This window comes from Sphingomonas sp. NFR04, from assembly GCF_900114095.1.
In the GTDB taxonomy this organism is placed as follows: domain Bacteria; phylum Pseudomonadota; class Alphaproteobacteria; order Sphingomonadales; family Sphingomonadaceae; genus Sphingomonas.
This window is the reverse complement of the sequence record NZ_FORV01000004.1, coordinates 125832-150267: the sequence shown is the minus strand read 5'-3', so window position 1 is coordinate 150267 and position 24436 is coordinate 125832. Positions and strand designations below refer to the sequence as shown.

The 24436-nt window shown below is 68.5% G+C and carries 19 protein-coding genes; 13 read left to right on the top strand and 6 right to left on the bottom strand.

Features of this window, described 5'->3' with window-relative positions; translation table 11 throughout:
- Window positions 1-23: 23 nt before the first annotated feature.
- The 3 genes from BM009_RS13110 to BM009_RS13100 all read left to right on the top strand — a co-directional run bounded on the left by BM009_RS13110 (window position 24) and on the right by BM009_RS13100 (window position 5574).
- Complete coding sequence (locus BM009_RS13110) at window positions 24-1808, top strand: AMP-dependent synthetase/ligase (RefSeq protein WP_093296851.1); 1785 nt, start codon at window positions 24-26, stop codon at window positions 1806-1808.
- A gap of 137 nt (window positions 1809-1945) precedes the next feature.
- Window positions 1946-4315 carry a TonB-dependent receptor plug domain-containing protein gene (locus BM009_RS13105; RefSeq protein WP_093296849.1) on the top strand — a complete coding sequence of 790 codons (2370 nt, stop codon included), beginning with the start codon at window positions 1946-1948 and terminating at the stop codon, window positions 4313-4315.
- An 8-nt stretch (window positions 4316-4323) separates the two neighbouring features.
- A complete protein-coding gene (locus BM009_RS13100) occupies window positions 4324-5574 on the top strand; it encodes an aminotransferase class V-fold PLP-dependent enzyme (RefSeq protein ID WP_368085927.1) in 1251 nt (416 codons plus the stop codon).
- Window positions 5575-5630: 56 nt separating this feature from the next.
- Here BM009_RS13100 and BM009_RS13095 read toward each other — a convergent pair whose 3' ends face one another.
- Complete coding sequence (locus BM009_RS13095; protein ID WP_093296847.1) at window positions 5631-8498, bottom strand: M16 family metallopeptidase; 2868 nt, start codon at window positions 8496-8498, stop codon at window positions 5631-5633.
- Between the two features lie 184 nt (window positions 8499-8682).
- Here BM009_RS13095 and BM009_RS13090 point away from each other — a divergent pair, with 184 nt between their 5' ends.
- The 3 genes from BM009_RS13090 (at window position 8683) to BM009_RS13080 (ending at window position 10472) form a co-directional block, all read left to right on the top strand.
- Window positions 8683-9480 (top strand): aspartyl/asparaginyl beta-hydroxylase domain-containing protein, encoded by a 798-nt coding sequence (locus tag BM009_RS13090; protein ID WP_217644200.1) that lies wholly within the window; start codon window positions 8683-8685, stop codon window positions 9478-9480.
- Between the two features lie 273 nt (window positions 9481-9753).
- Window positions 9754-10170, top strand: a complete 417-nt coding sequence (locus BM009_RS13085) for a VOC family protein (RefSeq protein WP_093296845.1) — start codon at window positions 9754-9756, stop codon at window positions 10168-10170.
- Entirely contained in the window at window positions 10167-10472 is a 306-nt protein-coding gene (locus tag BM009_RS13080; protein WP_093296843.1) for a polyhydroxyalkanoic acid system family protein, read from the top strand. The genes BM009_RS13085 and BM009_RS13080 overlap by 4 nt, the downstream gene beginning before the upstream one ends.
- Window positions 10473-10486: 14 nt before the next feature.
- On the opposite strand, the gene BM009_RS13075 is transcribed toward BM009_RS13080, so the two are convergent.
- A complete protein-coding gene (locus BM009_RS13075; protein ID WP_093297322.1) occupies window positions 10487-11872 on the bottom strand; it encodes a PQQ-dependent sugar dehydrogenase in 1386 nt (461 codons plus the stop codon).
- Window positions 11873-11990: 118 nt separating this feature from the next.
- Between BM009_RS13075 and BM009_RS13070 the strand changes: the two genes are divergently transcribed.
- The 5 genes from BM009_RS13070 to BM009_RS13050 all read left to right on the top strand — a co-directional run bounded on the left by BM009_RS13070 (window position 11991) and on the right by BM009_RS13050 (window position 17747).
- Window positions 11991-12965: a C13 family peptidase gene (locus BM009_RS13070; RefSeq protein ID WP_093296841.1), complete on the top strand. Its 975-nt coding sequence runs from the start codon at window positions 11991-11993 to the stop codon at window positions 12963-12965.
- Window positions 12966-13150: 185 nt separating this feature from the next.
- Entirely contained in the window at window positions 13151-13726 is a 576-nt protein-coding gene (locus BM009_RS13065) for an ATP-dependent Clp protease proteolytic subunit (RefSeq protein WP_093296839.1), read from the top strand.
- A 100-nt stretch (window positions 13727-13826) separates the two neighbouring features.
- On the top strand, window positions 13827-14609 hold the full coding sequence (locus tag BM009_RS13060; protein WP_093296837.1) for a succinate dehydrogenase iron-sulfur subunit: 783 nt from the start codon (window positions 13827-13829) through the stop codon (window positions 14607-14609).
- An 84-nt stretch (window positions 14610-14693) separates the two neighbouring features.
- Window positions 14694-15806: a cell division protein ZapE gene (gene zapE, locus BM009_RS13055; protein WP_093296835.1), complete on the top strand. Its 1113-nt coding sequence runs from the start codon at window positions 14694-14696 to the stop codon at window positions 15804-15806.
- Between the two features lie 81 nt (window positions 15807-15887).
- Entirely contained in the window at window positions 15888-17747 is a 1860-nt protein-coding gene (locus tag BM009_RS13050) for a glycoside hydrolase family 2 protein (RefSeq protein ID WP_254772279.1), read from the top strand.
- Window positions 17748-17805: 58 nt separating this feature from the next.
- On the opposite strand, the gene BM009_RS13045 is transcribed toward BM009_RS13050, so the two are convergent.
- From BM009_RS13045 to BM009_RS13030, 4 genes are all read right to left on the bottom strand, one after another.
- Window positions 17806-18699: a tyrosine recombinase XerC gene (locus BM009_RS13045; RefSeq protein WP_093296833.1), complete on the bottom strand. Its 894-nt coding sequence runs from the start codon at window positions 18697-18699 to the stop codon at window positions 17806-17808.
- Between the two features lie 275 nt (window positions 18700-18974).
- On the bottom strand, window positions 18975-19628 hold the full coding sequence (gene fsa, locus BM009_RS13040; RefSeq protein ID WP_093296831.1) for a fructose-6-phosphate aldolase: 654 nt from the start codon (window positions 19626-19628) through the stop codon (window positions 18975-18977).
- A 33-nt stretch (window positions 19629-19661) separates the two neighbouring features.
- A complete protein-coding gene (locus BM009_RS13035) occupies window positions 19662-20078 on the bottom strand; it encodes a hypothetical protein (protein WP_093296829.1) in 417 nt (138 codons plus the stop codon).
- 63 nt (window positions 20079-20141) lie between these two features.
- Complete coding sequence (locus BM009_RS13030) at window positions 20142-20594, bottom strand: hypothetical protein (protein WP_093297318.1); 453 nt, start codon at window positions 20592-20594, stop codon at window positions 20142-20144.
- 77 nt (window positions 20595-20671) lie between these two features.
- Between BM009_RS13030 and BM009_RS13025 the strand changes: the two genes are divergently transcribed.
- Both BM009_RS13025 and BM009_RS13020 read left to right on the top strand, forming a co-directional pair.
- Window positions 20672-22837 carry a primosomal protein N' gene (locus BM009_RS13025; RefSeq protein ID WP_093296827.1) on the top strand — a complete coding sequence of 722 codons (2166 nt, stop codon included), beginning with the start codon at window positions 20672-20674 and terminating at the stop codon, window positions 22835-22837.
- A 72-nt stretch (window positions 22838-22909) separates the two neighbouring features.
- A complete protein-coding gene (locus tag BM009_RS13020) occupies window positions 22910-24430 on the top strand; it encodes a hypothetical protein (RefSeq protein ID WP_093296825.1) in 1521 nt (506 codons plus the stop codon).
- Window positions 24431-24436 lie beyond the last annotated feature (6 nt).

The following is a 24436-nucleotide window of genomic DNA, read 5'->3' as shown; positions in this document are numbered from 1 at the left end:
GCGACGCTCGCTGGGGAGAGAGAATGCGCAAGCTCGAACATTTCGATAATCTGGTGGCGATGTTCTTCCGGCGCGCGGCCGAGAAGGGCGACGCACCCTTTCTGTGGCACAAGGCCGGAGGGGCGTGGCACTCGACCAGCTGGGCCGAAACGGCGCGACAGGTGGCGAGCCTAGCCACCGCGCTCAAGGCGCTGGGACTGAAGCCCGGCGACCGGGTGATGCTCGTCTCGGAGAACCGCCCCGAATTCTGCATCAGCGACCTCGCGATCATGGCCGCGGGCTGCGTGACGGTGCCGACCTACACCACCAATACCGAGCGCGACCACCAGCATATCCTGGAGAATTCGGGCGCCTGCGCGGTGATCGTGTCGAACACCAAGCTCGCCAAGACGCTGCTGCCGGCGATGCTGCGCTCCTCGGCCGGGCGCATCGTCATCGGCATCGACGACGTCCGGCTTGCCCAGCAGGGCAGCCTGGAGTTCCACGACTTCCGCGAGCTGATCGCCGCGCATCCCACCGATGCGGCCACCGCCGCCGCCCAGGCGACCTTCCGGCGCGAGGACCTTGCCTGCATCATCTACACCAGCGGCACCGGCGGATCGCCGCGCGGGGTGATGCAGCATCACGGCGCGATCCTGCACAACTGCCAGGGCTGCACCGCGATCATCTCGGAGGATTTCGGCTGGGCCGACGAGGTGTTCCTGTCCTTCCTGCCCCTCTCCCACGCCTATGAGCATACCGGCGGCCAGTTCTTCCCGATCGCGCTCGGCGGGCAGATCTATTATTCGGAGGGGCTGGAGAAGCTCGCCTCGAATATCGAGGAAGTCCGCCCCACCATCATGGTCGTGGTGCCGCGCCTGTTCGAGGTGCTGCGCACCCGCATCACCAAGCAGGTGGAGAAGCAGGGCAGCGTCGCCAGCTATCTGCTCGAAAAGGCGGTGGCGATCGGCAGCCGCAAGGCGGCGGGCACGTCGGGCATCGCCGATGCGCCGATGAACTTGTTGCTTAACGCCACGCTGCGCCCCAAGCTCGCCAAGCGGTTCGGCGGGCGGATCAAGGCGCTGGTCTCGGGCGGTGCGCCGCTCAACCCCGAGGTGGGCATCTTCTTCGAATCGCTCGGCCTCACCTTTCTCCAAGGCTATGGCCAGACCGAATCCGCGCCGGTCATCTCGTGCAACCGGCCCAAGGTCGGGCTCAAGATGGACACGGTCGGGCCGCCGATGGACGGCGTCGAGGTCCGCATCGCCGAGGACGGCGAGATACTGGTGCGGGGCGAGCTGGTGATGCACGGCTATTGGCGCAACGAGGCCGAGACCGAGCGCGTGCTCAAGGACGGCTGGCTGCACACCGGCGACATCGGCGAGATCGACGCCAAGGGCCGCATCAAGATTACCGATCGCAAGAAGGACATCATCGTCAACGACAAGGGCGACAATGTCTCGCCCCAGAAGATCGAGGGCATGCTGACGCTCCAGCCCGAAATCCTGCAGGCGATGATCTATGGTGACAAGCGGCCCTACATGACCGCGGTGATCGTCCCCGATCCCGAATGGGTGCAGGAATTCTGCGCCAGGACCGCGACCCCGTGCAAGTTCCGCAACCTCTCGCGCGATGCCGACTTCAAGGCGACGATCGGCGCGGCGGTGGAGCGGGTGAACCGCGACCTCTCGGTGATCGAGCGGGTGCGCAAGTTCATCCTGGCCGACCAGGCGTTCACGATCGAGAACGAGCAGCTGACCCCGAGCATGAAGATTCGGCGGCATGTGCTCAAGGCGGCGTATGGGGAGCAGCTGGACGGGTTGTACTGACCGCTCGCCCCAAATTGGGCATAGATTGGTATTTCATTGAAACGTCTTGGTACTGTCGCTTCCGCGTCATCGCGGACGCCTAGCGGCCGGGGCTGAGAAGCGTCCGGCAGGACGCCCCGGCCACCAAGGGGAAACCGATGAAGTTCCGCACCGGCAGCGCGCTGATCGCGCTGCAGCTCGCCTGCATGCCCGCCGCCTTCGCCCAGGCGCAGACCGAGGCCGCCCCGGATAGCGGCGAGCAGATCGTCGTCACCGGCACCCGCGAGCGCGCCCGCACCCAGTTCGACACGCTCGCCCCCGTCGACGTGCTGTCGAACGCGTTGCTCGAATCGAGCGTCTCGGGCGACCTCAACGATACGCTGGCGCAGCTGCTGCCCTCGTTCAACGTCCAGCGCCTCCCCGCTGCCGACGGCCAGGCTTTCGTCCGCCCGGCGACGCTGCGCGGCCTGTCCGCCGACCAGACGCTGGTGCTGGTGAACGGCAAGCGCTTCCACCGTTCGGCGCTGCTTGGCACGCGCGGCGCGCAGGCGCCCGACCTCGCCGCGACCCCGGCCCATGCGATCGGCCGGGTGGAGGTGCTGCGCGACGGTGCCTCGGCGCAGTACGGCTCGGATGCGATCGCCGGCGTGATCAACATGCTGCTCGACGACAAGCCCGGCATGTCCGCCTATGGTCAGGCCTCCAGCTATTATGCCGGCGACGGCAACGAATATCAGGGCGGCCTGCGCGGCGGCATCGCGCTGGGCGACCGCGGCAGCATCGTCTTCACCGGCCAGTACGACCATGCCGAGGCGACCTCGCGCACCCGCCAGCGCCCCGACGCGATCGCCTTCCAGGCCACCAACCCGACGCTCGCCGTGCCCAACCCCGTGCAGCGCTGGGGCCAGCCGGACCAGGAACGGATCGCCGGGTCGGTCAACGCGCATGTCGATCTCGTAGAGGGCGCGACGCTCTACGCCTTCGGCACCGCGCAGAGCGGTGAGGGCGTGACCGACTTCAACTGGCGCAATCCCGCAGCCACCGCCTCGGTCTACGGCGCGAGCAGCGCCTTCCCCGGCTTCTCCTTCACCAAGCTCTACCCCGCGGGCTTCACGCCCCGCTTCGGCACCCGCTTCGCCGATCATCAGGCGGTGGGCGGCGTCCGCGGGGACGCCAGCGACCGCTTCCATTACGACCTGAGCGCCTCGCAGGGCGAGAGCCGGATCGACTATACGCTGGGCGAGAGCCTCAACGCCTCGCTGGGCCCGAACAGCCCGACCAGCTTCTATCTCGGCCGGCTGACCCAGCGCGAGTTCAACCTCAATGCCGACTTCGTCTACCGCCTGCCGGTGGGCCTGGGCGACCCGGTGAACGTCGCGTTCGGCGGCGAGCGGCGCGTCGAGACCTACCGCGTCGGCACCGGCGACCCCGCCTCCTATGCGGTCGGCCCGGGTGCTGCGACCGGCCTTGCGCCCAACTCCAACGGCTTCCCCGGCTTCAGCCCGGCCCAGGCCGGCCAGTGGAGCCAGCGCAGCTATGCCGGCTATGTCGATCTCGAATGGGCGCCAATCGAAAAGGTGACGCTCGGCGCCGCCGGGCGCTATGAGGATTTTTCCGCGTTCGGCGACACCTTCACCTACAAGCTTGCCGGCCGTTTCGAGCCGGTGCACGGCCTCGCCGCGCGGCTGACCTATTCGACCGGCTTCCGCGCGCCCACCCCGGCGCAGCTCAACACCCGCCAGGTGACGCAGGGCCTCGACACCAAGACGCTGCAGGTGTTCAACCAGGGCCGCCTGTCGCCGAGCGATCCGATCGCGGTGGCCCTGGGTGCCAAGCCGCTCAAGCCGGAAAAGTCGCGCACGCTGACCGCCGGCCTGGTCGGCCAGACTGATTTCGGCCTGGGCGCGACGGTCGACCTCTACCAGATCGACGTCGACGATCGCTTCGGCCAGTCGGCCACCTTCGCGGTGCCGGCGACCTTCGCCAATCCCGATCGCTTCACTTCGGTCAGCTATTTTACCAACGACTTCAACACCCGCACCCGCGGCGTCGACGTGGTGGTGAGCTATGCGCGCCAGGTCGGCCCGGGCAAGGCGAACCTCAGCCTCGCCTACAACTACAACCAGACCAAGGTGCGCGGCGGCAACAGCGCGTCGATCGCGAACGACACCCAGCGCCGCATCTTCCAGGAGCGCCTGCCGCAGCACAACGCAACCGGCACGCTCAGCTATGATCTCGGCAAGGTCGGCGTGATGCTGCGGGGCCGCTATTACGGGTCCTGGACCGACGTGACCGGCAATTCGACCGGCGAGCTGTTCCAGCGCTTCGGCGGCATCGCGCTGTTCGATGCCTCGGTGAGCGTCCACGTCACCAAGATGCTGACGCTGCGCGCGGGTGCGGAAAACCTGTTCGACACCTATCCGGCCGAGGCGACCAACCAGGCCAATCGCGGCCTGATCTACTCGCGCAACGCCCCCTATGATACCGATGGCGGTCAGTACTATGGCCGGGTGGAGCTGCGCTTCTGATGCCAATCATGGATCGTCGTTCGCTGCTCGCGGGGAGCCTCGCGCTACCCGTCCTCGGCCTTTCCAGCGGAGCATGGGCGATGGACGACGATTCCTATTGGCGCGGCATCGCGGCGCAGTTCACGCCGCCGGCGGACGTGATCCAGCTGGAGAACGGCAATTGGGGGATGATGCCCCGGCCGGTGTTCGCGGCCTATCAGGAACAGCTCGCGCGGGTGAACCGCGACACCAGCTTCTATGCGCGGCGGGGGCTGAGCAAGGACCTGCTGGCGGTGCGCGACCAGGCCGCCGCAGCAATGGGCGTGGCGCCGGACGAACTGGTCCTAACCCGCAACGCCACCGAGGCGCTGGAGACGCTGATCCTCGGCTATAACCGGCTGCAGCCCGGCGACGCGGTGCTGATCGCCGATCTCGACTATGACAGCGCCCAGGCCTGCATGGCGAGCCTGATCCGCTCGCGCGGCGTGCAGCTGGTCAAGATCGCGCTGCCCGAGCCGGCCAGCCGTCAGGCGCTGATCGACGCCTATGCCGCCGCGCTCGCTGCGAATCCGCGGCTCAAGCTGATCCTGCTGACCCATCTCAGCCACCGCACCGGACTGGTGCTGCCGGTGCGCGAGATCGCCGCGCTGGCGCGGGCGAAGGGCGCGGACGTGATCGTCGATGCCGCGCACAGCTGGTGCCAGCTCGATTTCGCGGTGCCCGATCTCGACTGCGACTTCGTCGCGATCAACGGGCATAAATGGCTCGGCGCGCCGCTGGGCGTCGGCTTTCTCCACGTCCGCAAGGCGGCGCTCGGCAAGATCGACCGCCACCCCGCCAACGCCGCGGGCGGGCCGGAGACGCTGTTCTCCAAGGTGCATCTCGGCACCTATGATTTCGCCGCGAGCCTCACCGTGCCAGCGGCGCTCGCCTTCCAGCAGGCGATCGGCAGCACCCGCCGGGCCGAGCGGCTGCGCGCGTTGCGGGATCGCTGGGTGGCGCGCGCACGGCGGGTCGACGGGATCGAGGTGCTGACGCCCGACGATCCTGCATCGCACGGCGCGATCACCTCGCTCCGGGTGCGCGGCGTGACCAGCAGCGACGCCAATGCCAGGCTCGCGGCACGCCTGCTCGACCAGCACAAGATCTTCACCGTCCACCGCGACGGCATCGCGGCCGGCGCCTGCGTGCGGGTGACGCCCGCGCTGTTCAACAGCATGGCCGACATGGACCGCCTCGCCGACGCCCTGCCCGATCTCGTCCGCTTCGCACGGAGCTGACGCGAAAAGGCCGGACGCGATCTCCTCGCGCCCGGCCCTCCTGTTCGTCGGCGCTGTTACTTCGCAGCCTTCTCCGGCAGCACCACCATGGTCCAGTCCTTGTCCGGCCGCAGATACTTGGCCGCCAGCGCCTGCAACTCGGCCGGCGTCGTCGCGGCATAGTCCTTGGCCAGGCTGCGCATTCCCGCGATCCGCGCGGGATCCTGGGTGCCGCCCTCGACCAGGTTCATCCAGAACATGTTGCCGCTCGACATGCGCAGCAGCTGCTGCTTGAGCGGGGTCAGCGCGCGGTTGAGCTCGTCGGCGTCGATCGGCTTCGCCACCAGGTCCGCCGCGATGTCGCGGGCGAGCTTGAAGAAGAAGTCGGTCTTGTCCGGCGGCACCATGCCCAACGCGGCAAGCTTGCCGCCGCTCGGCAGACCCAGCGGCCAGTCGCTCATCACATTGGGCGAATAGCTCACCCCCGCCTGGATGCGCAGCTGCTCGATCAACCGGTCGCGGAACACCGCGGTCAGGATCTCGAGCTTGCGGCTTTCGGCGAGCCCCGCGCTGCCGCCGCCCGTCGGCCAGGCGATCACCGCCGCGGCCTGGTCCACCGCACCGGTATGCGTGCGCACCACGGGCGTCGTGACATGCGCCGGGAAGCGCACCGGGGCACCGCTTTCCGCACCCGGAGCGCGCGGCTTCAGCGCGCCGAAGCTCGCCGCCACCGCCTGCACCGTCGCATCGGCATTCATGTCGCCGAAGATCTCCACCTCGATCGGGCCGGTCTGGAGCAGCGGCTCCCAGAAGGCGCGGAACGCCTGCGGGGTGAGCGCGGTCACTTCCTCGCGGCTCGGCACGCCCCAGCGCGGATCGCCGTCATGGAGCAGCACGTCGAGGTCACGGCCGAGCACCGCGTCGGGCGAGGCCGAGAGGCCGGCATAGGAGGCGAGCGTCGCCGCCTTGGCGCGGGTAATCGGGTTGGGATCCCAGCCCGGCGCGGCCAGCTTGGTCGCGAACAGACGGAGCTGGTCGGCGAGATCCTCCTTGTTGGTCTGCGCCTGGAAGACGAAGGCGTCTTCCTCGATGTCGAAACCGAGGCCGATCTGGCGGTTGCCGGTCAGCGCGTCGAGCTCTTCCTGGCCGAACTTGCCGATGCCGCTGGCCATCAGCGCGGTCTTGCCCGCCCAGCCCGGCACGCGCTTGTCGCCCGGCATCGCGCGCAGGCCGCGCCCGAAGCGAATATTGACCCAGACCTTGCCAGTCTCGGACGTGTCCTCGCGCATCAGCAGCTTCACGCCGTTGGCATAGGTGACTTCATCGATCGCGAGATCGGGGTCGATGCGCTTGCGCTCGACCACCTTGCCCGGCGCGCCGATGCGCGGCAGCTGGTCGAACTTCACGTTGAGCGCCCGGCGCTTCATTGCGGCAGCCTTCACGTCGGCCTGCAGCGCGGTCGTCACCTTGCGGACCACGTCCGGATCGGGCGCATGGGTGTTGACCAGCGCGCGCGTCGCGGTGCCCTCGAACACCTTCTTGGCCGAGGCCTGGACGGCCGCCGGCGTGAACATGCGTGCCGCGATCGCGCCCTTGAAGATCGCGTAGGAAGCCTCGGGCGTCGTCACCGTCTCGTTGATGTCGACCGCCTGGACGAGATCGTCCGCCAGCGACACCGCCGATTCCACGGGCGCGGTGGAGATGCGGTTGCGCATCACCGCGTCGATCTCCCCCAGTTCGCGATCGATCTCCGCCTGGCTCGGCGGCGCCGCCATCAGCTCGGCGGCGGTGCCGCGGACGTCGCGGAGCGCGCTTTCCCAATCGTCGCCGGTGGGCAGCACGGTCAGCGTCGTGACGTTGGCGGAGCGGGCGATGTCGTCGAGATCGGCACCGGCGCCGATGAACGAGGCACCCGAGCGCGCCCGCGATTCGAGGCGGCGGTTGAGGATGCGGATCGCCACCATGTCGATCATGCGCTTCTGGTTGAAGATCACCGTGTCGGCATAGACCGTCCAAGGCCGCACGATCGCCATCAGCGCCACCGGCTGCAGCGCCGGCTCGACGATGCTGGCGGCGATCGGGTGATCGGCCTCGGGCTTGCCGAAATCGGGGGTTTTGGGCGCCTCGCCCTTGCCCTGCCAGCTCGAGAAGTACTTGTTGATCATTGCCTCGAGCACCGCCGGATCGACGTCGCCGATCGCGATCACCGTGGCGCGCTCGGGGCGGTACCAGCGATCGTGGAACGCCTGCACGCTGGCCGGCGTGGCGGCGTTGAGCGCCTCCACGGTGCCAATCGGCTCGCGATCGGCCAGCAGCTGGCCGGCAAAGATCAGCTGGTAGAGCGCATCCTGCATCCGCTTCTGCGGCGCGGGCTGCTCGCGGCCTTCCGCCAGCACCACCGGCCGCTCGGCCGTCAGCGACTGTTGCGTGATCGCAGGGTTCGCCATCATGCCGGAGAGGATCTTGAAGCTCTCGTCCAGGCCTTCCGGCGTCGCGTTGGGCAGGTCGAGCTTGTAGGTGGTGCTGATGAACGTCGTCGCGGCATTGCTGTCCGAGCCGAAGGTCACGCCCAGGCGCTGCCAGATCCGCTTCGAATCGCCGTCGGGCACATAGGTCGAGCCGCGGAAGCTGAGATGCTCGAGCAGATGGGCGAAGCCGCGTTCCGAATCGCGCTCCATCAGCGAGCCGGCGTCGATGCGGACCCGGATCGAGATCTGCCCCGGCGGTACGCCGTTCTTGCGCACCGCATAGCGCACGCCGTTGGAAAGCCGCCCGAACTTCCACTTGTCGTCATGGACGAGGTCGCTGCCCTTGTAGAGCCAGGGATCCTCGGCGGTCTGAACGCCCTCGGGGCGGCCTTGCGCCAGCACCGGGGTGGGCAGCGAGGGAGCAGCGAGTGCGAGGAGAAGCAGGGCGAAGCGCGGCATGCGCGGACGTGAGAACATGAAGCCCTTTCTAGAGGCGAGTGGGTCGCCATGCCACCCGCAACCTTTCTGCCGGATGTACGCCACAAGACTCCACGGCAGCGCCATGTTTTGGACCCAAGTGACGGCCTAGACCGGTGGCGAAGATTGTTGCGTTGCAGCACCGAAGTCCGGGCGTAACGTGGAAGCTGCGGGGAAGTTGCGCGTGGACATTGCCACCAGCGAGGCGCCGATCGGGCGAGTGGGCGAAATCGCCCGCCTTCCCGAGGCTCGCCCCAGCCCCCGCCCGTTGCTGCTGCGCTGGGGCAAGCATCTACGCGGCACCTTCGACCGGCTGATCGCGGCCTCCTCGCTCGTCCCCAACACGCCCGTACTCGACATGCGCGCCTTCCCCTGGACCGCCGCGCTCCGGGCCGACTGGGAAGCGATTCGCGACGAGGCGCTGGCGGCGATCGGCACCCAGCCCGGCGCGCCCTCGCTCGCGGCCATTTCCCCCGATCACCGCGCGATCGCACCGCTCGGCAAATGGCGCAGCCTGTTCCTCTGGGGCTATGGCTACCGGGTCGACGAGAATCTCGCGCGCTGCCCCCACACCTCGCGGCTGATCGAGCAGGTGCCCGGCCTCAACAGCGCGATGTTCTCGATCCTCGCGCCCGGCACCCACATCCCGGCGCATCGCGGCGTCACCAAGGGGCTGCTCACCTGCCATATGGGCCTGGTCGTGCCGCGCGACGGCGACGTCCGCATGCGGATCGGCAGTCGCACCGTCCGCTGGGCCGAGGGCGAAACGCTGGTGTTCGACGACACCTATGATCACGAGGTGTGGAACGACAGCGCCCATACCCGCATCGTGCTGCTGATCCAGTTCCGCCGCCCCTTGCGCAACCCCGGCCGCTGGATCGCCGATACGCTGCTCGGCGTGCTGCGCCGCTCGGCCTTCGTGCAGGAGGCGCGGGCGAACCTGTGCCGCTGGCATCGCGGCGAGCAGCTCGCCGACGGGTGAGTGCTGGATTCTTTGTGTTTCACGCGAAGGCGCGGGGGCGCGAAGGAAAGAGTGTTTCACGCGGAGGCACAGAGAGCGCAGAGCGCGATCGCCTCGCCGCAGGCGCTGAATCTCAACCCGCATTGGAGTTCCTGCCCGTCGCGAGAACTGCACCCTCTGCGCTCTCTGCGCCTCTGCGCGAACTACCTTCTCTTCTCCGCGCCTTCGCGCCTTCGCGTGAAATCAAAAGGCCGCACCGTTGTCCGCACCCCGCCCCGGCGCTAAGCCAAGCCTATGCCACGCCCCTTCCATCTCGCCTTCCCGGTCCACGACCTCGCCGCCGCCCGCGCCTTTTATGGTGAGTTGCTAGGCTGCCCCGAAGGACGCTCGTCGAAGCAGTGGGTCGACTTCGACCTGTTCGGCCACCAGATCGTCGCGCACCTCGATGCCGCCGCGAAACCGGTTGCGACCACCAACCCGGTCGATGGCCATGACGTGCCCGTGCCGCATTTCGGCGTGGTGCTGACGATGGAGGACTGGCACGCGCTCGCCGCCAGGCTGGAGGCCGCCGGCGTCGCCTTCGGAATCGCGCCGCATATCCGCTTCCAGGGCCAGGTCGGCGAGCAAGCGACGATGTTCTTCCGCGATCCCAGCTGGAACGCCCTGGAATTCAAGGCGTTCGCCGATGACGCCATGGTATTCGCAAAATGACCCCACAGACGATCAGCGTCGACATTCCCCACCAGCTCGGCCGCGAAGGCGCCCGCGCTCGGATCGATTCGAAGATCGGTCGGCTGGCCGACAAGATCCCCGGCGGTGCCACCGTCGAGCATCGCTGGGAAGGCGACAGCCTCCACTTCACCGTCGCCGCGATGGGCCAGACGGTGACGAGCCGGCTCGACGTGGCTGACACGCAGGTGCATGCCGAGATCGCGCTCCCCGGCATGCTCGCGCTGTTCGCCGGCAAGGTGCGCGAGATGCTGGCGAAGGAAGGCCCCCGGCTGCTCGCCTGAGACCCCGGGGCGGGTCAGCGCGCCGCGCTCACCCGCCAGATCGTATTGCCGACATCGTCCGCCACCAGCAGTGCACCGCCCGCGCCGGTGATCACCGCCACCGGCCGGCCCTGCGCCTCGCCCTTGGCGTTGAGGAAGCCGGTCAGCACATCCTGCAGCTTGGCGCCCTTGGCGGGGAAGCCGTTGTCTCCGAACGGCACGAACACGACCTTGTAGCCCGAGGGCGGCTGGCGGTTCCACGACCCATGCAGCCCCACAAACGCGCCGTTGGTGTAGGCGCCGCCCGGCCGCGCGCCGTCGGCGAAGGTCAGCCCCAGCGGGGCGGTGTGGGCGCCCAGCGCGAAGTCCGGGCGGCGGACATATTCGCGCAGGTCCGGGCGGCCGGGCTCGACACGCTTGTCCTCATAGCCGCCCCAATATTGCCAGGGCCAGCCGAAGAAGGCGCCGAGATCGACGCGGCTCATATAGTCCGGCGGCATGTCCGAGCCGAGCATGTCGCGCTCGTTCACCACGGCCCATAGCGCCTGGGTCTTGGGCTCGAACGCCATGCCATTGGCGTTGCGGATGCCCCAGGCGAAGATCCGGCTGGTCTTGGTGGCGGGATCGACCTCGAGGATCACGGCGCGATTGGTCGGCTGTGCGGCGGCTGCGGCCATCTGGCCGGGGCTGCCGGCGGTGTAGATCGGGCCCTCGGCTTCCAGCCCGTCCTCAGCGATGTTCGACGACGAGCCGATGCTCACATAGAGATGCTTGCCGTCGAGCGAGGCCACCACGTTGCGTGCCCAGTGATTGCCGCCGCCGGGCAGCGACAGGATCTTCTCGGGCTTGGCGGTGATCTTGGTCTGCCCCTCCAGATAGGGGTATCGCACCAGCGAATCGGTATTGGCGATGTAGAGCGACCCGTCCGCCAGCGTCATCCCGCTCGGCGAGTTGAGCCCGGTAAGGAATACGGTGCGCATATCCGCCACGCCGTCGCCGTCGCTGTCGCGCAGCAGGGTGATGCGATTGGCCGAGGCGCCGCCGGCACCCGCCTTGTTCATCAGCATGCCCATCACCCAGCCGGTGATGCCGCCCTTGTCGCGCGCCGGCGAGTTGCTCTCGGCGACCAGGATGTCGCCATTGGGCAGCTGGTACAGCCAGCGCGGGTGATCGAGCTTGCCGGCAAAGGCCTGCACCTTGAGGCCCGCCGCGGCCTTGGGCATCGCGCCCGCCGGCCAGCCGACCGCCTTTGCGACGCCTACCGTGGGAATGTTCTGGTAGCGCGGCTCGCTGATCTCGGGCTCGCGGCCGGTGACGGCGATCTCGGGCAGCGTGGCGAGGTCCGGGCGGCTGAGCCAGTACCAGGCGGCACCGCCGGCAACGATCAGAAGGGCGAGGGCGATCAGGAGGCGCTTGAGCATGCCGCCAGCGATAGGGGGCGGCGCGATCGATTCCAATGCGATTCTGCGGGGCACCGCTTGACTTCGCTTTGCGCCGGGCAAGAGTGTCGGTTCACCTGTTCCGGGGGGATCGACCCGAATGCGGTTCTGGTTGCGTGCGTCTGCCGTGATGCTGGCCTTTTGCGGCGTCGCTCCCGCCTTGGCGCAGCAACAGCCGCCCGAGCATCGCACCGAATGGCCGGGGCTCGTGTCTGGCGACGACGGTATCGACGGACTGGAAAGCGGCCCCGAACTCCAGCGCGGGCGCGATCCCCGGGTGATGCTGGCGGACCAGCGGCGACTGAACACGGCCCTCGCCGCGCTCCAGCCCGAGCGCAAGGGCGTGGTCGACGCCTATGTGCTCAGCGTCGCGCTCGACAGCGATCCGGTGTTCGCCCGCGAGGCGCGTGAGAGCGGCCGCGTGCTGACCCGCCGCTACGATGCGGAGGGCCGCACGCTGGTGCTGGCGGGGCCGGATGGACGCGGCGGCGCAGCCCTCCCCGCCGGCAGCCTTACCGCGCTGAGCTTGGCGCTCGCCCGCGTGGCAGAGCTGATGGACCGCAACCAGGACGTGCTGGTCCTCTACGTCACCGCGCACGGCGCGCCAGACGCGGGCATCGCCTATCATGACGGCGATCAGGGGTTCGGCGTGCTGCCGCCGGCGCGGCTGGCCGCGCTGCTCGACGGGCTCGGCATCCGCAACCGGCTGCTGCTGATTTCCGCCTGCTATTCGGGTGCGTTCGTCAAGCGGCTGATGAGCGACACCACCGCCATCCTTACCGCGGCCTCGGCGACGCGCTCGTCCTTCGGCTGCCGGGCGGAGAATGACTGGACCTTCTTCGGCGATGCGCTGGTCAACCATGCGCTGCGCAAGCCGCAACCGCTGGCCGACGCTGCCGCGGAAGCCCGCAAGACGATCATCGGCTGGGAGCGTGCGGGGCGGCTCGACCCGTCGATGCCGCAGGTGACGATCGGCGAGGTTGTCGGCACGTGGCTGGGGCCGCTGGAGGCGCGGATGCCGCAGGCGGCCACGGCACCGGTGGGCGCGCCGGCGACGGATGCGCTGAAGCCTTAAACCCTCATCCTCCCCTGCAAGGGGAGGTGGCAGGCCGAAGGCCTGACGGAGGGGTGTCCACGCCGGGGCGGCGGGCTTCACAATCGGCGGGGACACCCCTCCGTCGCGCTGCGCGCGCCACCTCCCCTTGCAGGGGAGGATTTGGAAAGGTCGGAACTCCGCCCGCCCTCGCCGGTTGGCCGCGCATGTCCGATTCCCAGAGCCCGCTCCAGCGCTATCCGCTGCTCGCCACCCCGCATGTGCGGCTGCAGGGCACCGTCGACGACGCGATGTACCGGAATTTCCGCGACCAGCTGCTGGCCGCGCCGAGCGAGGGTCCGCTGGTGGTCACGCTGTCCACGCTCGGTGGCGACCCCGAAGTCGCCCGGCTGATGGCCGACGAACTGCGGCTGCTGCGCGAAGCCACGGGGCGCGAGCTGCTGTTCCTCGGCAAGGTTGCGGTCTATTCGGCCGGTGCCACCTTCATGTCGGGCTTCCCGGTCGACAAGCGCTTCCTCACCCGCGGCACCCGACTGATGCTGCACGAGCGGCAGATGCATTCCAGCATCGACCTGTCCGGCCCGCTGCGCATGCTGCCGGCGATCCTCAAGGCCAAGCTCGCCGAGATCGAGCATTCGATCGCGATCGAGGAAGAAGGCTTCCGGGCGCTGGTCGCCGGCTCGCGCGTCGATTTCGAGGAACTGCGCCGCCGCGCCCCCTATAACTGGTATATCGAGGCCGAGGAGGCCCGCGATCTGGGGCTCGTGCTCGACGTGATCTGAGGGCCGCGGCCCAAAGGGCACTTGCGCTGCGCCCGCGAAAGGCATAGCCCGCGCCGCAAAACCGACGCGTCGCGCCGAAGCGAAAGAGGAAGTTTCAGGAATGGCCGAATTCCGCCTGCCCAAGAACAGCCGTATCACCAAGGGCCAGGAGCACAAGGCGAGCCCCGAAGCCACCCGGGTGAAGAAGTTCAAGATCTACCGCTACGATCCGGATTCGGGCGAGAACCCCCGCTACGACACGTTCGAGGTGGATCTCGACGATTGCGGCCCGATGGTTCTCGACGCGCTGATCAAGATCAAGGGCGAACAGGATTCGTCGCTGACCTTCCGCCGCTCGTGCCGCGAAGGCATCTGCGGCTCCTGCTCTATGAACATCGGCGGCAAGAACGGCCTCGCCTGCACCACCGCGATCGAGGACATCAAGGGCGAGGTGCAGATCACCCCGCTGCCGCATATGGACGTGATCAAGGACCTGGTCCCCGATTTCACGCACTTCTACGCGCAATATGCCTCGATCAAGCCGTGGCTGCAGACCGTCACCACCACGCCTTCGGGCAAGGAGCGTCTGCAGAGCCCGCAGGATCGCGAGAAGCTCGACGGCCTGTACGAGTGCATCCTGTGCGCCTGCTGCTCGACCTCGTGCCCGAGCTACTGGTGGAACAGCGACAAGTTCCTGGGCCCGGCGATCCTGCTCCAGGCCTATCGCTGGCTGGCCGACTCGCGCGACGAGATGACCGGCGAGCGGCTCGACCAGCTCGAGGATCCGTTCCGCCTGTATCGCTGCCACACGATCATGAACTGCGCGAACGCCTGCCCCAAGGGCCTGAACCCGGCCAAGGCGATCGCCGAAGTGAAGAAGATGGCCGCCGAGCGCGTGCTCTGAACGCCGTTTCTTCACGATTTTGAGAGACACCGAGCTGCCTGGCCCTCCGGCCCGGCAGCTCGTTTTCGTTGGTAGACCTGCCCCATGACCCGCGTCCTCGATCGTTACCGCGCCCTCGTCTCCGCCGGCGAGCTTCGCCCCGATCGCGAGCAGGAAGGGGCCGCCGCCCGGCTCGATGCGCTGGCCGAGGAGCTCCAGGCGGCGCCGCGCAAGGGGAGCGTCTTGTGGAAGCTCACCGGCCGCAAGCCGGCGGTGCCGCGCGGGCTGTACCTGTGGGGCGATGTCGGCCGCGGCAAGTCGATGCTGATGGACCTGTTCTTCGACAGCCTCGACATTCGCCGGAAGCGCCGCGTCCATTTCCACGAATTCATGCTCGAGGTGCACGAGCGGCTGAACGTCGAGCGGCAGAAGGATACCGCCGACCCGGTGGTCGCGGTCGCCGACGCGCTGGCCAGCGACACGCGGCTGCTCGCCTTTGACGAGCTGGTGGTGAACAATCCGCCCGATGCGATGATCCTCTCGCGGCTGTTCACCGCGATGATGGCGCATGGGCTGACGGTGGTCGCCACCTCGAACCGGCCGCCAAGGGACCTCTACAAGGACGGGCTCAACCGCCAGCTGTTCCTGCCCTTCATCGAGCTGATCGGCGAGCGGATGGACGTGCTCGCGCTCAACGGCCCGGTGGATTATCGCCGCGACCGGCTCGGCAGCGTCGATACCTGGCTGGTACCGAACGGGCCGGAGGCCACCGCCACGCTCTCCGCCGCCTTCTTCCGCCTGACCGATTATCCGGTCGAGGATCGCGCCCGCGTGCCCACCTGCCAGGTGCCGATTCCCGGCGGCCGCGAGATCCTGGTGCCCAAATGCGTGAAGGGTGTAGCGGTCTTCTCGTTCAAGCGGCTGTGCGGCGAGGCACGGGGGGCACCCGACTATCTCGCCATCGCCCGGCGCTTCCACACCGTCATTCTGGTCGGCATCCCCAAGCTGGGGCCGGAGAACCGCAACGAGGCCGCCCGCTTCGTCACGCTGGTCGACGCGCTGTACGAGCACAAGGTCAAGCTGCTCGCCGCCGCCGATGCGATGCCGGAGCATCTGTACGAAAGCGGCGACGGCCGGTTCGAATTCGAACGCACCGTCTCGCGGCTGCTCGAGATGCAATCGGACGACTATCTCGCCAAAGGCCATGGGGCGGATTGATCAGACCACGTTGTAAGTCCACTACAGCGCTTCTAAAATGCCTTGGGCTCCGGGATTTACCGGAGGAACAGGGAGACAATGATGCGGCCTTTGCGCCTGCTCGCGGCCATGGGGCTCGCGGTTCTCGGCATATCCTCGGCCTGGGCGCAGCCCGTGCTCGTCGCGGCGGATCTGCGCCAGCAGCAGAGTCTGGACGGCCCGTGGCACTGGTCGATCGATCCGTATCGCGACGGCCTTGCGGGCTTCCACGGCGAACCCCCGAACGCGCGCACCAACCGCGCCGCCGACGTGATCGCCGCCGACGTGATGCAGGCCAAGCCGCGCACCTTCTTCGAACAGGACATGCAGCAATCGCCGGTGGTCAGCCTGCCCGGCTCGTGGATCGGCCATTCGCCCGAGATGCGGCTGTACCAGGGCCTTGTCTGGTATCAGCGCGAATTTCCCGCAACGGCGCCCAAGCCCGGCAACCGCGTGTTCCTGCGCATCGGCGCGGCCGAATATCGCTCCTATGTCTATCTCAACGGCAAGCCGCTGGGCGAGCATCGCGGTGGCTACACCCCCTTCGCCTTCGAGGTGACCAAGCTGCTGCGGCCGGGCCGCAACCAGATCACCATCGGCGTCGATTCGGTGCGCACCGCCAACGACGTGCCGCCCCCGGTGACCGACTGGGAGACCTATGGCGGCATCACCCGCAGCATCACGCTGGTGACGGTGCCCGATACCTATGTCGACGACGCCTTTGTCCGCCTGACGCCGGACGGCAGCCACATCGCCGTATCGGTGAAGCTCGAAGGGCCCAAGGCGGCGAACACCGCGGTCAAGTTCCGCATCCCCACGCTCGGCGCGACGGTCGACGGCAAGACCGATGGCGAGGGCAAGTGGGAAGCGACGCTGCCGGTGCCGCGTACGCTGGTCCGCTGGTCGCCGGAGAACCCCAAGCTCTACGACATCAGCATCGATGCCGGCGCCGATCACTTCGCCGATCGCATGGGCTTCCGCACCATCGCGGTGAAGGGCACCGACATCCTGCTCAACGGCAAGCCGATCTTCCTGCGCGGCATTTCGATGCATGAGGAAGAACTGGGCGAGAACCCGGTACGCGCGATGACGCCCGCCGCCGCCCGCGCGCTGCTGAGCGAGATCAAATACGGCCTGCACGGCAATTTCGTGCGGCTGGCGCACTATCCGCACAGCGAGCTGACCACCCGCCTCGCCGACGAGATGGGCCTGCTCGTGTGGAGCGAGATCCCGCTCTATTGGCTGGTCAACTGGAACAACCCGGACACGCTGGCCGATGCCCGCCGCATCCTGTCCGAGAACATCCACCGCGACCGCAACCGCGCCGCGATCGTGCTGTGGAGCGTCGCCAACGAAACGCCAACCAACGATGCGCGCAACGCCTTCCTGCGCACGATGATCGCCGATGTCCGCAGCCTCGATTCGAGCCGCCTGGTCACCGCCGCGCTGCTGAGCGGGCGTGAGGGCAACAAGATCATGAAGATCGACGATCCGCTCGCCGCGGACCTCGATGTCATGGCGATCAACACCTATAACGGCTGGTACACCGACGATGCGCTGGAGGACCTTGCCAGCCAGGAATGGCGCGGGCCCGCGAACAAGCCGCTGATCTTCTCCGAATTCGGGGCGGATGCGCGTGCCGGCTATCACGATCCTGTCGCCAGCCCGCACAAGTATAGCGAGGAATATCAGGCGGACTATTACCGCGCGACGCTCGCCATGGCCGCCAAGGTGCCGTTCCTGCGGGGCATGAGCCCGTGGATCCTCAAGGACTTCCGCTCGCCGCGGCGCCAGCACCCGATCTATCAGCAGGGCTGGAACCGCAAGGGGCTGATCTCCGAGACCGGCCAGCACAAGCTCGCCTTCGACGTGCTCGCCGGCGACTATGCCAAGCGCGAGGCGGCCGACTCGGCCAAGCGCTGACGGGTTCGGGCTGGGGCGGGCAGGACCTGCCCCAGCCTGACCTTCAACCTTCCCGCGATCAGGCGCGCGGGTGTGCCGCGCGATAGACGTCGAGCAGATGCGCCGCATCGACGCCGGTATAGACCTGGGTCGAACTGAGGCTCGCATGGCCGAGCAGTTCCTGCAGCGCGCGCAAATCCGCCCCCCGCCCGAGCAGATGCGTCGCGAAACTGTGGCGCAGCGCATGCGGTGTGGTGCGATCGGACAGCCCCAGGCTGGTCCGCGCCGAGCGCACCGCCTTGCGGATCGCCCCCGGCGGCAGCGGCCCGCCCTTGGCGCCGCGGAACAGCGGCAGGTCGCGCGCGGTGCCCCACGGACACGCCTCGACATAGGCTTCGATCGCGGCGCGGACCTCGGGCAGCAGCGGCACGTCCCGGGTCTTGTCGCGCTTGCCGGTGACGCGGAGCGTCGCGCCCAGCGGCAAGGCCGCGCCGGTCAGCGCCACCGCCTCGCCAATGCGGAGCCCCGCGCCGTAGAGCAGCAGCAGCACGGCCCAGTCGCGCGCGGCGATCCAGGGTTCGCTGGCTTCGTCCGAAGCCCATTCGGCGAGCGCCACCGCCTCGTGCGGCGCGATCGGGCGTGGCAGGCCCTTCTTCACCTTGGGACCGCGCAAGCGGGGCAGCTGGGCATCGTCGCCCCCGGCAAACTTCAGGAAGGCGCGGACGGCGGAAAGCTCGCGCGCGGCGGAGGCGTTGGACAGGCCTTCATTGCGGCGATGGGCGAGATAGGCGCGGAGATCGGCAGCGCTGACCTTGGCGAACGCGTCCTGCGCGACGGGGCCGCCCCAATGCCTCTGGAGGAAGCCGAGCAGCCGGATCGCGGTCGCCTCATAGGCCCGGATCGTATGCACCGAGCGCCGCCGGTCGCGGCCGAGATGCTCGGCGAAGCGGCGCGGAAAGGGCAGGTCGGTCATGGTTTCGGCGCCTCCGCGTTGGACTGGAGCGCCCCAAAGAAGCGATCGTCGTTCCCGCGAAGGCGGGAATCCATTGCCCTGTGCGCTGAAGGCAAGAACCTCGGCATCAGCGCGAATGGATCCCCGCCTTCGCGGGGATGACGAGGTCCCTGACCGCAAGCGGGCGTCACACGATCGGGCGACGGGAATGGCGCAACGGAGTTCGAACCTTCCACGTCAGCCCCTCCCCTAACCCCTCCCGCAAGCGGGAGGGGAATGTACGCTTCGACCCGGACTCAGCCGATCGTCTGGCCGGTCTTGGCCCAGTCGGCCATGAACGACTCGATGCCCTTGTCGGTCAGCGGGTGCTTGACCAGCTGCTTGATCACCGCCGGCGGGGCGGTCATCACGTCGGCGCCGATCTTGGCGGCCTGCAGCACATGGATCGGGTGGCGGACGCTGGCGACCAGAATTTCGGTCGCATAGTCATAATTGTCGTAGATCAGGCGAATGTCTTCGATCAGGTCCATGCCGTCGAAGCCGATATCGTCGTGGCGGCCGACGAAGGGCGAGACGAAGGTCGCGCCCGCCTTGGCGGCGAGCAGCGCCTGGTTGGCCGAGAAGCAGAGCGTCACGTTGACCATCGTGCCGTCGTCGGTCAGCGCCTTGCACGCCTTGAGGCCGTCGATCGTCAGCGGCAGCTTCACCGCGACATTATCCGCGATCTTCCGGACGATCTCCGCCTCGCGCATCATGCCCTCGAAATCGAGCGCGACGACCTCGGCCGAGACCGGACCTTCGACGATTCCGCAGATCTCCGCCACCACTTCGAGGAAGTTGCGGCCCGACTTGGCGATCAGCGACGGGTTGGTGGTGACGCCGTCGAGCAGACCCGCATCGGCCAGGTCGCGGATGTCGTCGATGATGGCGGTGTCGGCGAAGAACTTCATGGCAGAACCTTCCAGTGGATCGTTTCCGCCCGCCTAGCCGACCCGGCCCCGCCGGGCAAACCCCTGCGAAGGGTTGCCATAGACCAGCATCAGCTTGACCTGCGGCTTCTGCAGCTTGCCGATGGTGACGCGGTAGGTGCCGGGTTCGAGGCGGTAATAGACGATCTTTTCGATCTTCGCGCAGGTGACACCCAGCGCGCGGGAGGCCGTGCGCAGCGGGCGGCCGCTGCCCTTGGCCACGTCGATCCAGCCGGGCTGGTTCGCGGCGATGCCGAAGGTGCCCGCCTTGCGGATCGTCACCTGGGTTTCCGCCGCGCCGTTCTTCGCGGCGATCGTCGTCGCATGATGGGTATCGAGCCCGTCGGCGCTGCGTTCCCAGCCCGACAAGGATCGCGGAAGCTCGGTGCACTGCGGCACCGTCATGGCCAGTCCAGCTATCAGTATCAGCATCGCCGACTCCCCTGTTCAGCGAGTCGGTGTTCTACCTTCGTTCCAGCTCCGGAACAAGTAGGTTCAGCTCGGCACCAGCATCAGCTTGGCCTTGGTCTGCTGCAGGCCGCTGGCGAACGCGCGATAGGTCCCCGGCGCCAGGTCGAACCGGACGATCTTTCGGATCGTCGAGCAGTCGGGCCCATGGCCATGCGCCACCGACTTGAGCGCCTCGCCGCCCGCGGCGCCCGGCACCACGTCGATCCAGCCAGGCTGGTCGAGCGCCACGCCATAGGTGCCGGCCTTGGCGATGCGGAACTCGATCATGGCCGCGCGCCCCGGCTTGGCGCCCTTGGGCAGGCCCTTGAGCGTCGACGCATCGACCGTCGCCAGCGACACCGCCTTGTCCGCCACCAGCTCGTCGCCGGGGGTGCTCCAGCCGGCGAGCGCGACCGGCAGGCTGGCGTCCGGCGCCTTGCACGCGGTGGTCGCCTGGGCGGGCGCAGACTGGGCGAGCAGCAGGGCGAGCAACAGCATCGGCGGGTCTCCTTGGACGACGAACCGGCGATACGGGATTCCCGTTCCGCCGAAAATGCCCATATGAGGGGCCGATCATGTCCCGCGCGCGCATTCTCGTCCTCCATCCGGCTCTGGGGCCGCTCGACTATCGCGTGCCGCACGGCATGACGGTCGAGCCCGGCAGCATCGTCATCGTGCCGATCGGCCCGCGCCAGTTCGCAGGCGTCGTGTGGGAGCCCGAACGCCTGCCCACCGAGGAAATCGGCGACAACCGCCTCCGCGCCATCCTCGCCGTCGCCGACGCGCCCCCGATCCCCGCGCCCGTACGGCGGCTGATCGAGTGGACCGCGGACTATTATCTCGCCCCGCCCTCCTCGGTGCTGGCGATGACCCTGCGCACCTCGGCGGCGTTCGAGGCGGCACCGACGATCACCGAATATCGCGCTACTGGCGTAACCCCGGAGCGCTTGACCCCGCAGCGCGCCCAGGCGCTGGAGCGAATCGGCGAGCGCCAGGGGCTGGTGCGCGAGCTCGCCGCGATCGCCGAGGTGTCCGACGCGGTGATCCGCGGGCTGGTGAAGACCGGCGCGATCGAGGCGGTGACGGTCGACACCCAAGCCCCTTACCCGCTCCCCGATCCGGCCTTCGCCCCGCCCGAGCTCAACCCCGCCCAGGCGGCGGTGGCGGGCGGCTTGCGCACCGCGGTGGAGACCGCCGCCTTCCAGCCCTTCCTGCTCGACGGCGTCACCGGATCGGGCAAGACGGAAGTCTATTTCGAGGCGGTCGCCGAGGCGATTGCGGCCGGCAAGCAGACGCTGGTGCTGCTCCCCGAAATCGCGCTGACCGAACCCTTCCTCACCCGCTTCGCCGGCCGCTTCGGCTGCGAGCCGGTGGCGTGGCACTCAGGCCTGCGCAGTTCCGAGCGCCGCCGCGCCTGGCGTGCGATCGCCGGCGGCGAGGCGCTGGTGACGGTGGGCGCGCGTTCGGCCCTGTTCCTGCCCTATCCCAAGCTGGGCCTGATCGTCGTCGACGAGGCGCACGAGACCAGCTTCAAGCAGGAAGACGGCGTGCACTACCACGCCCGCGACGTGGCGGTGATGCGCGGCATGTTCGAGCGCTGCCCGGTCGTCCTCGCCTCCGCCACCCCGGCGATCGAGACGCGGCATCAGGTTGAGGTCGGCCGCTATGCCGAGCTCAAGCTGCCGGGCCGCTACGGCGCGGCGCAGATGCCCAGGATCGAGGCGATCGACCTGATCCGCGAACCGCCCGAGCGCGGCCGCTGGCTGGCCCCCCGGCTGGTCGCGGCGATCGACGAGACGCTGAAGCGCGGCGAGCAGTCGCTGCTGTTCCTGAACCGGCGCGGCTATGCGCCGCTGACCCTGTGCCGCCATTGCGGCCACCGCTTCCAGTGCCCGAACTGCACGGCATGGATGGTCGAGCACCGGCTGCTCCACCGCCTCTCCTGCCACCATTGCGGCCACACCATGCCGACGCCGAGCATGTGCCCCGAGTGCAAGTCCGACGACACGCTGGTGGCCTGCGGTCCCGGCGTCGAGCGGATCGCCGACGAGGTGGCTGCGCTGTGGCCCGAGGCGCGTACCGCCATCGTCACGTCCGACACGCTCTGGTCCCCGGCCAAGGCGGCCGAGTTCGTGGCGCGGATGGAGCATGGCGCGATCGACATCGTCGTCGGCACCCAGCTCGTCACCAAGGGCTATCACTTCCCCAACCTGACATTGGTCGGGGTGGTCGACGCCGATCTGGGGCTCGATGGCGGCGACCTGCGCGCGTCGGAGCGCACCTTCCAGCAGATCATGCAGGTCTCGGGGCGCGCTGGCCGCGGCGAGAAGCCGGGCACGGTGTTCATCCAGACCCATGCCCCCGAGGCACAGGTGATGCAGGCGCTGATCTCGGGCGATGCCGAGGCCTTCTACGCCGCGGAAACCGAGGCGCGGCGCGAGGCCGATGCGCCGCCCTTCGGCCGCTATGCCGCGATCATCGTCTCGTCGGAGGACAAGGCCGCGGCCGAGGAAACCGCGCGGATGATCGGCCGCTCGGCGCCCGCGCTCGCCGAGATGCACGTCTACGGCCCCGCGCCCGCGCCACTGGCGATGCTGCGCGGGCGGCACCGCTTCCGCCTGCTCGTCCACGCCAAACGCAGCTTCGACGTGCAGGACGTGATCCGCGACTGGCTGGGCGGGCTTAGCTGGAGCCCGCGGGTGCGGGTGGCGGTGGACGTGGATCCCTATAGCTTCGTCTGACCTCGCCGATACGGTTTGCCATCGCCCCGCCGTACGATATCGTGGTGACCGGGGGGCGACGGGGGACCGTGTATGCGGTGCTTGGCCTTGCTGGCGTGCTTCCTGGCGGTGCTTGCCGCGCGCGCGGCCCATGCCGACTGGCGCGTTGCCGAGACGGCGCATTTCGTCGTCTATGCCAATGCCTCCGAAGCGGCACTGCGCCGCAATGCCGAGCGGCTGGAGAAGTTCGACAAGGCACTGCGCGTTTCGCGCGGGATCCTGGAACCGTCGCTCGGCAAGGCCGGGCGGCTGACGGTCTATTTCGTCGGCAACAAGGATCGGGTCGCAGCCCTTGCCGGTACCGCGAATGTCGCCGGCTTCTACATCCCGCGTGCGGGCGCGTCGGTGGCGTTCGTGCCGGGCGACCTGTTCGGCGAGGGGCCGCTCGCGCTCGGCTCGCAGCAGGTGCTGCAGCACGAGTACGCCCATCACTTCATGGCCACCACCTGGCCGGATGCCGCCTTTCCTTCCTGGGTGTCGGAAGGCTGGGCCGAATTCCACGCCACCGCCAGCTTCGATCGCGACGGGAGTCTGCAGTTCGGCAGCGCACCGCTCTATCGCGCCCATGGCCTGCTGGCCGGCAACCCGCTACCGATCCAGCAGATCCTGGCAGGCGCCGCGGGCAAGCTGCGCGCGGACCAGCGCGACGCGCTATACGGGCGCGGCTGGGCGCTGGTTCACTACCTGACCTTCGAGCCCAGCCGGAAGGGCCAATTGAGCGCCTATCTCGACGCGATCACCAGGCAGCGGAAATCACCCGAGGCGGCCGCCGCCGCGTTCGGCGATCTCCGCGCGCTGGACAAGGAGCTTGAGCACTTTCTCCAGCAGCCCAAGATCAGCGGCTTTCGCGTCCGGGCGGAAAGCCTCGCTATCCCGCCGGTGACCATCCGGCTGCTGCGACCGGGCGAGGCCGCGATCCTGCCGGTGCGGATCCGATCGGAGGCCGGCGTGGACGAGAAGACAGCCCCCGGGGTCTATGCCGATGCCAGGAAGATCGCGGCGCGCTTCCCCGACGATGCCGAGGTGCAGCGCGCCCTGTCCGAGGCGGCCTATGACGCGGGCGACCCTGCGGCCGCGCTCGCCGCTGCCGACCGGGCGATCGCCGCCGATCCGAAGCTGGTCGAGGCGCATTGCTACCGCGCGATGGCGCAGATGGCGATCGCCGAGGCCGCCAAGGACGAGAAGCCCGAGACCTGGACGGAAATCCGCACCACCATCGGCCGCGCCAATCGGCTCGACACCGAGGATCCGCGGCCGCTGATCCTGTTCTTCCGCAGCTATGCCGATCGCCGCCTATGGCCCCCCGAGATCGCCCGCGACGGCCTGATGCACGCCTATACGCTCGCGCCACAGGATCGCGGGCTGCGGATGCGCGCCGTGGGCATGCTGATCGGCGAGAAGAAGTTGGCCGAGGCGCGGGCGATGCTGCTCGTGCTCACCTATGACCCGCATGCCTCGGGCATCGGGGCAGCCGCGTCGAGGATGATCGACACGATCGACGCGCGGATGAAGACTGGTGCGACCGAGGCACCGCCGCCCGCGCGCGCGAATTAGCACCGT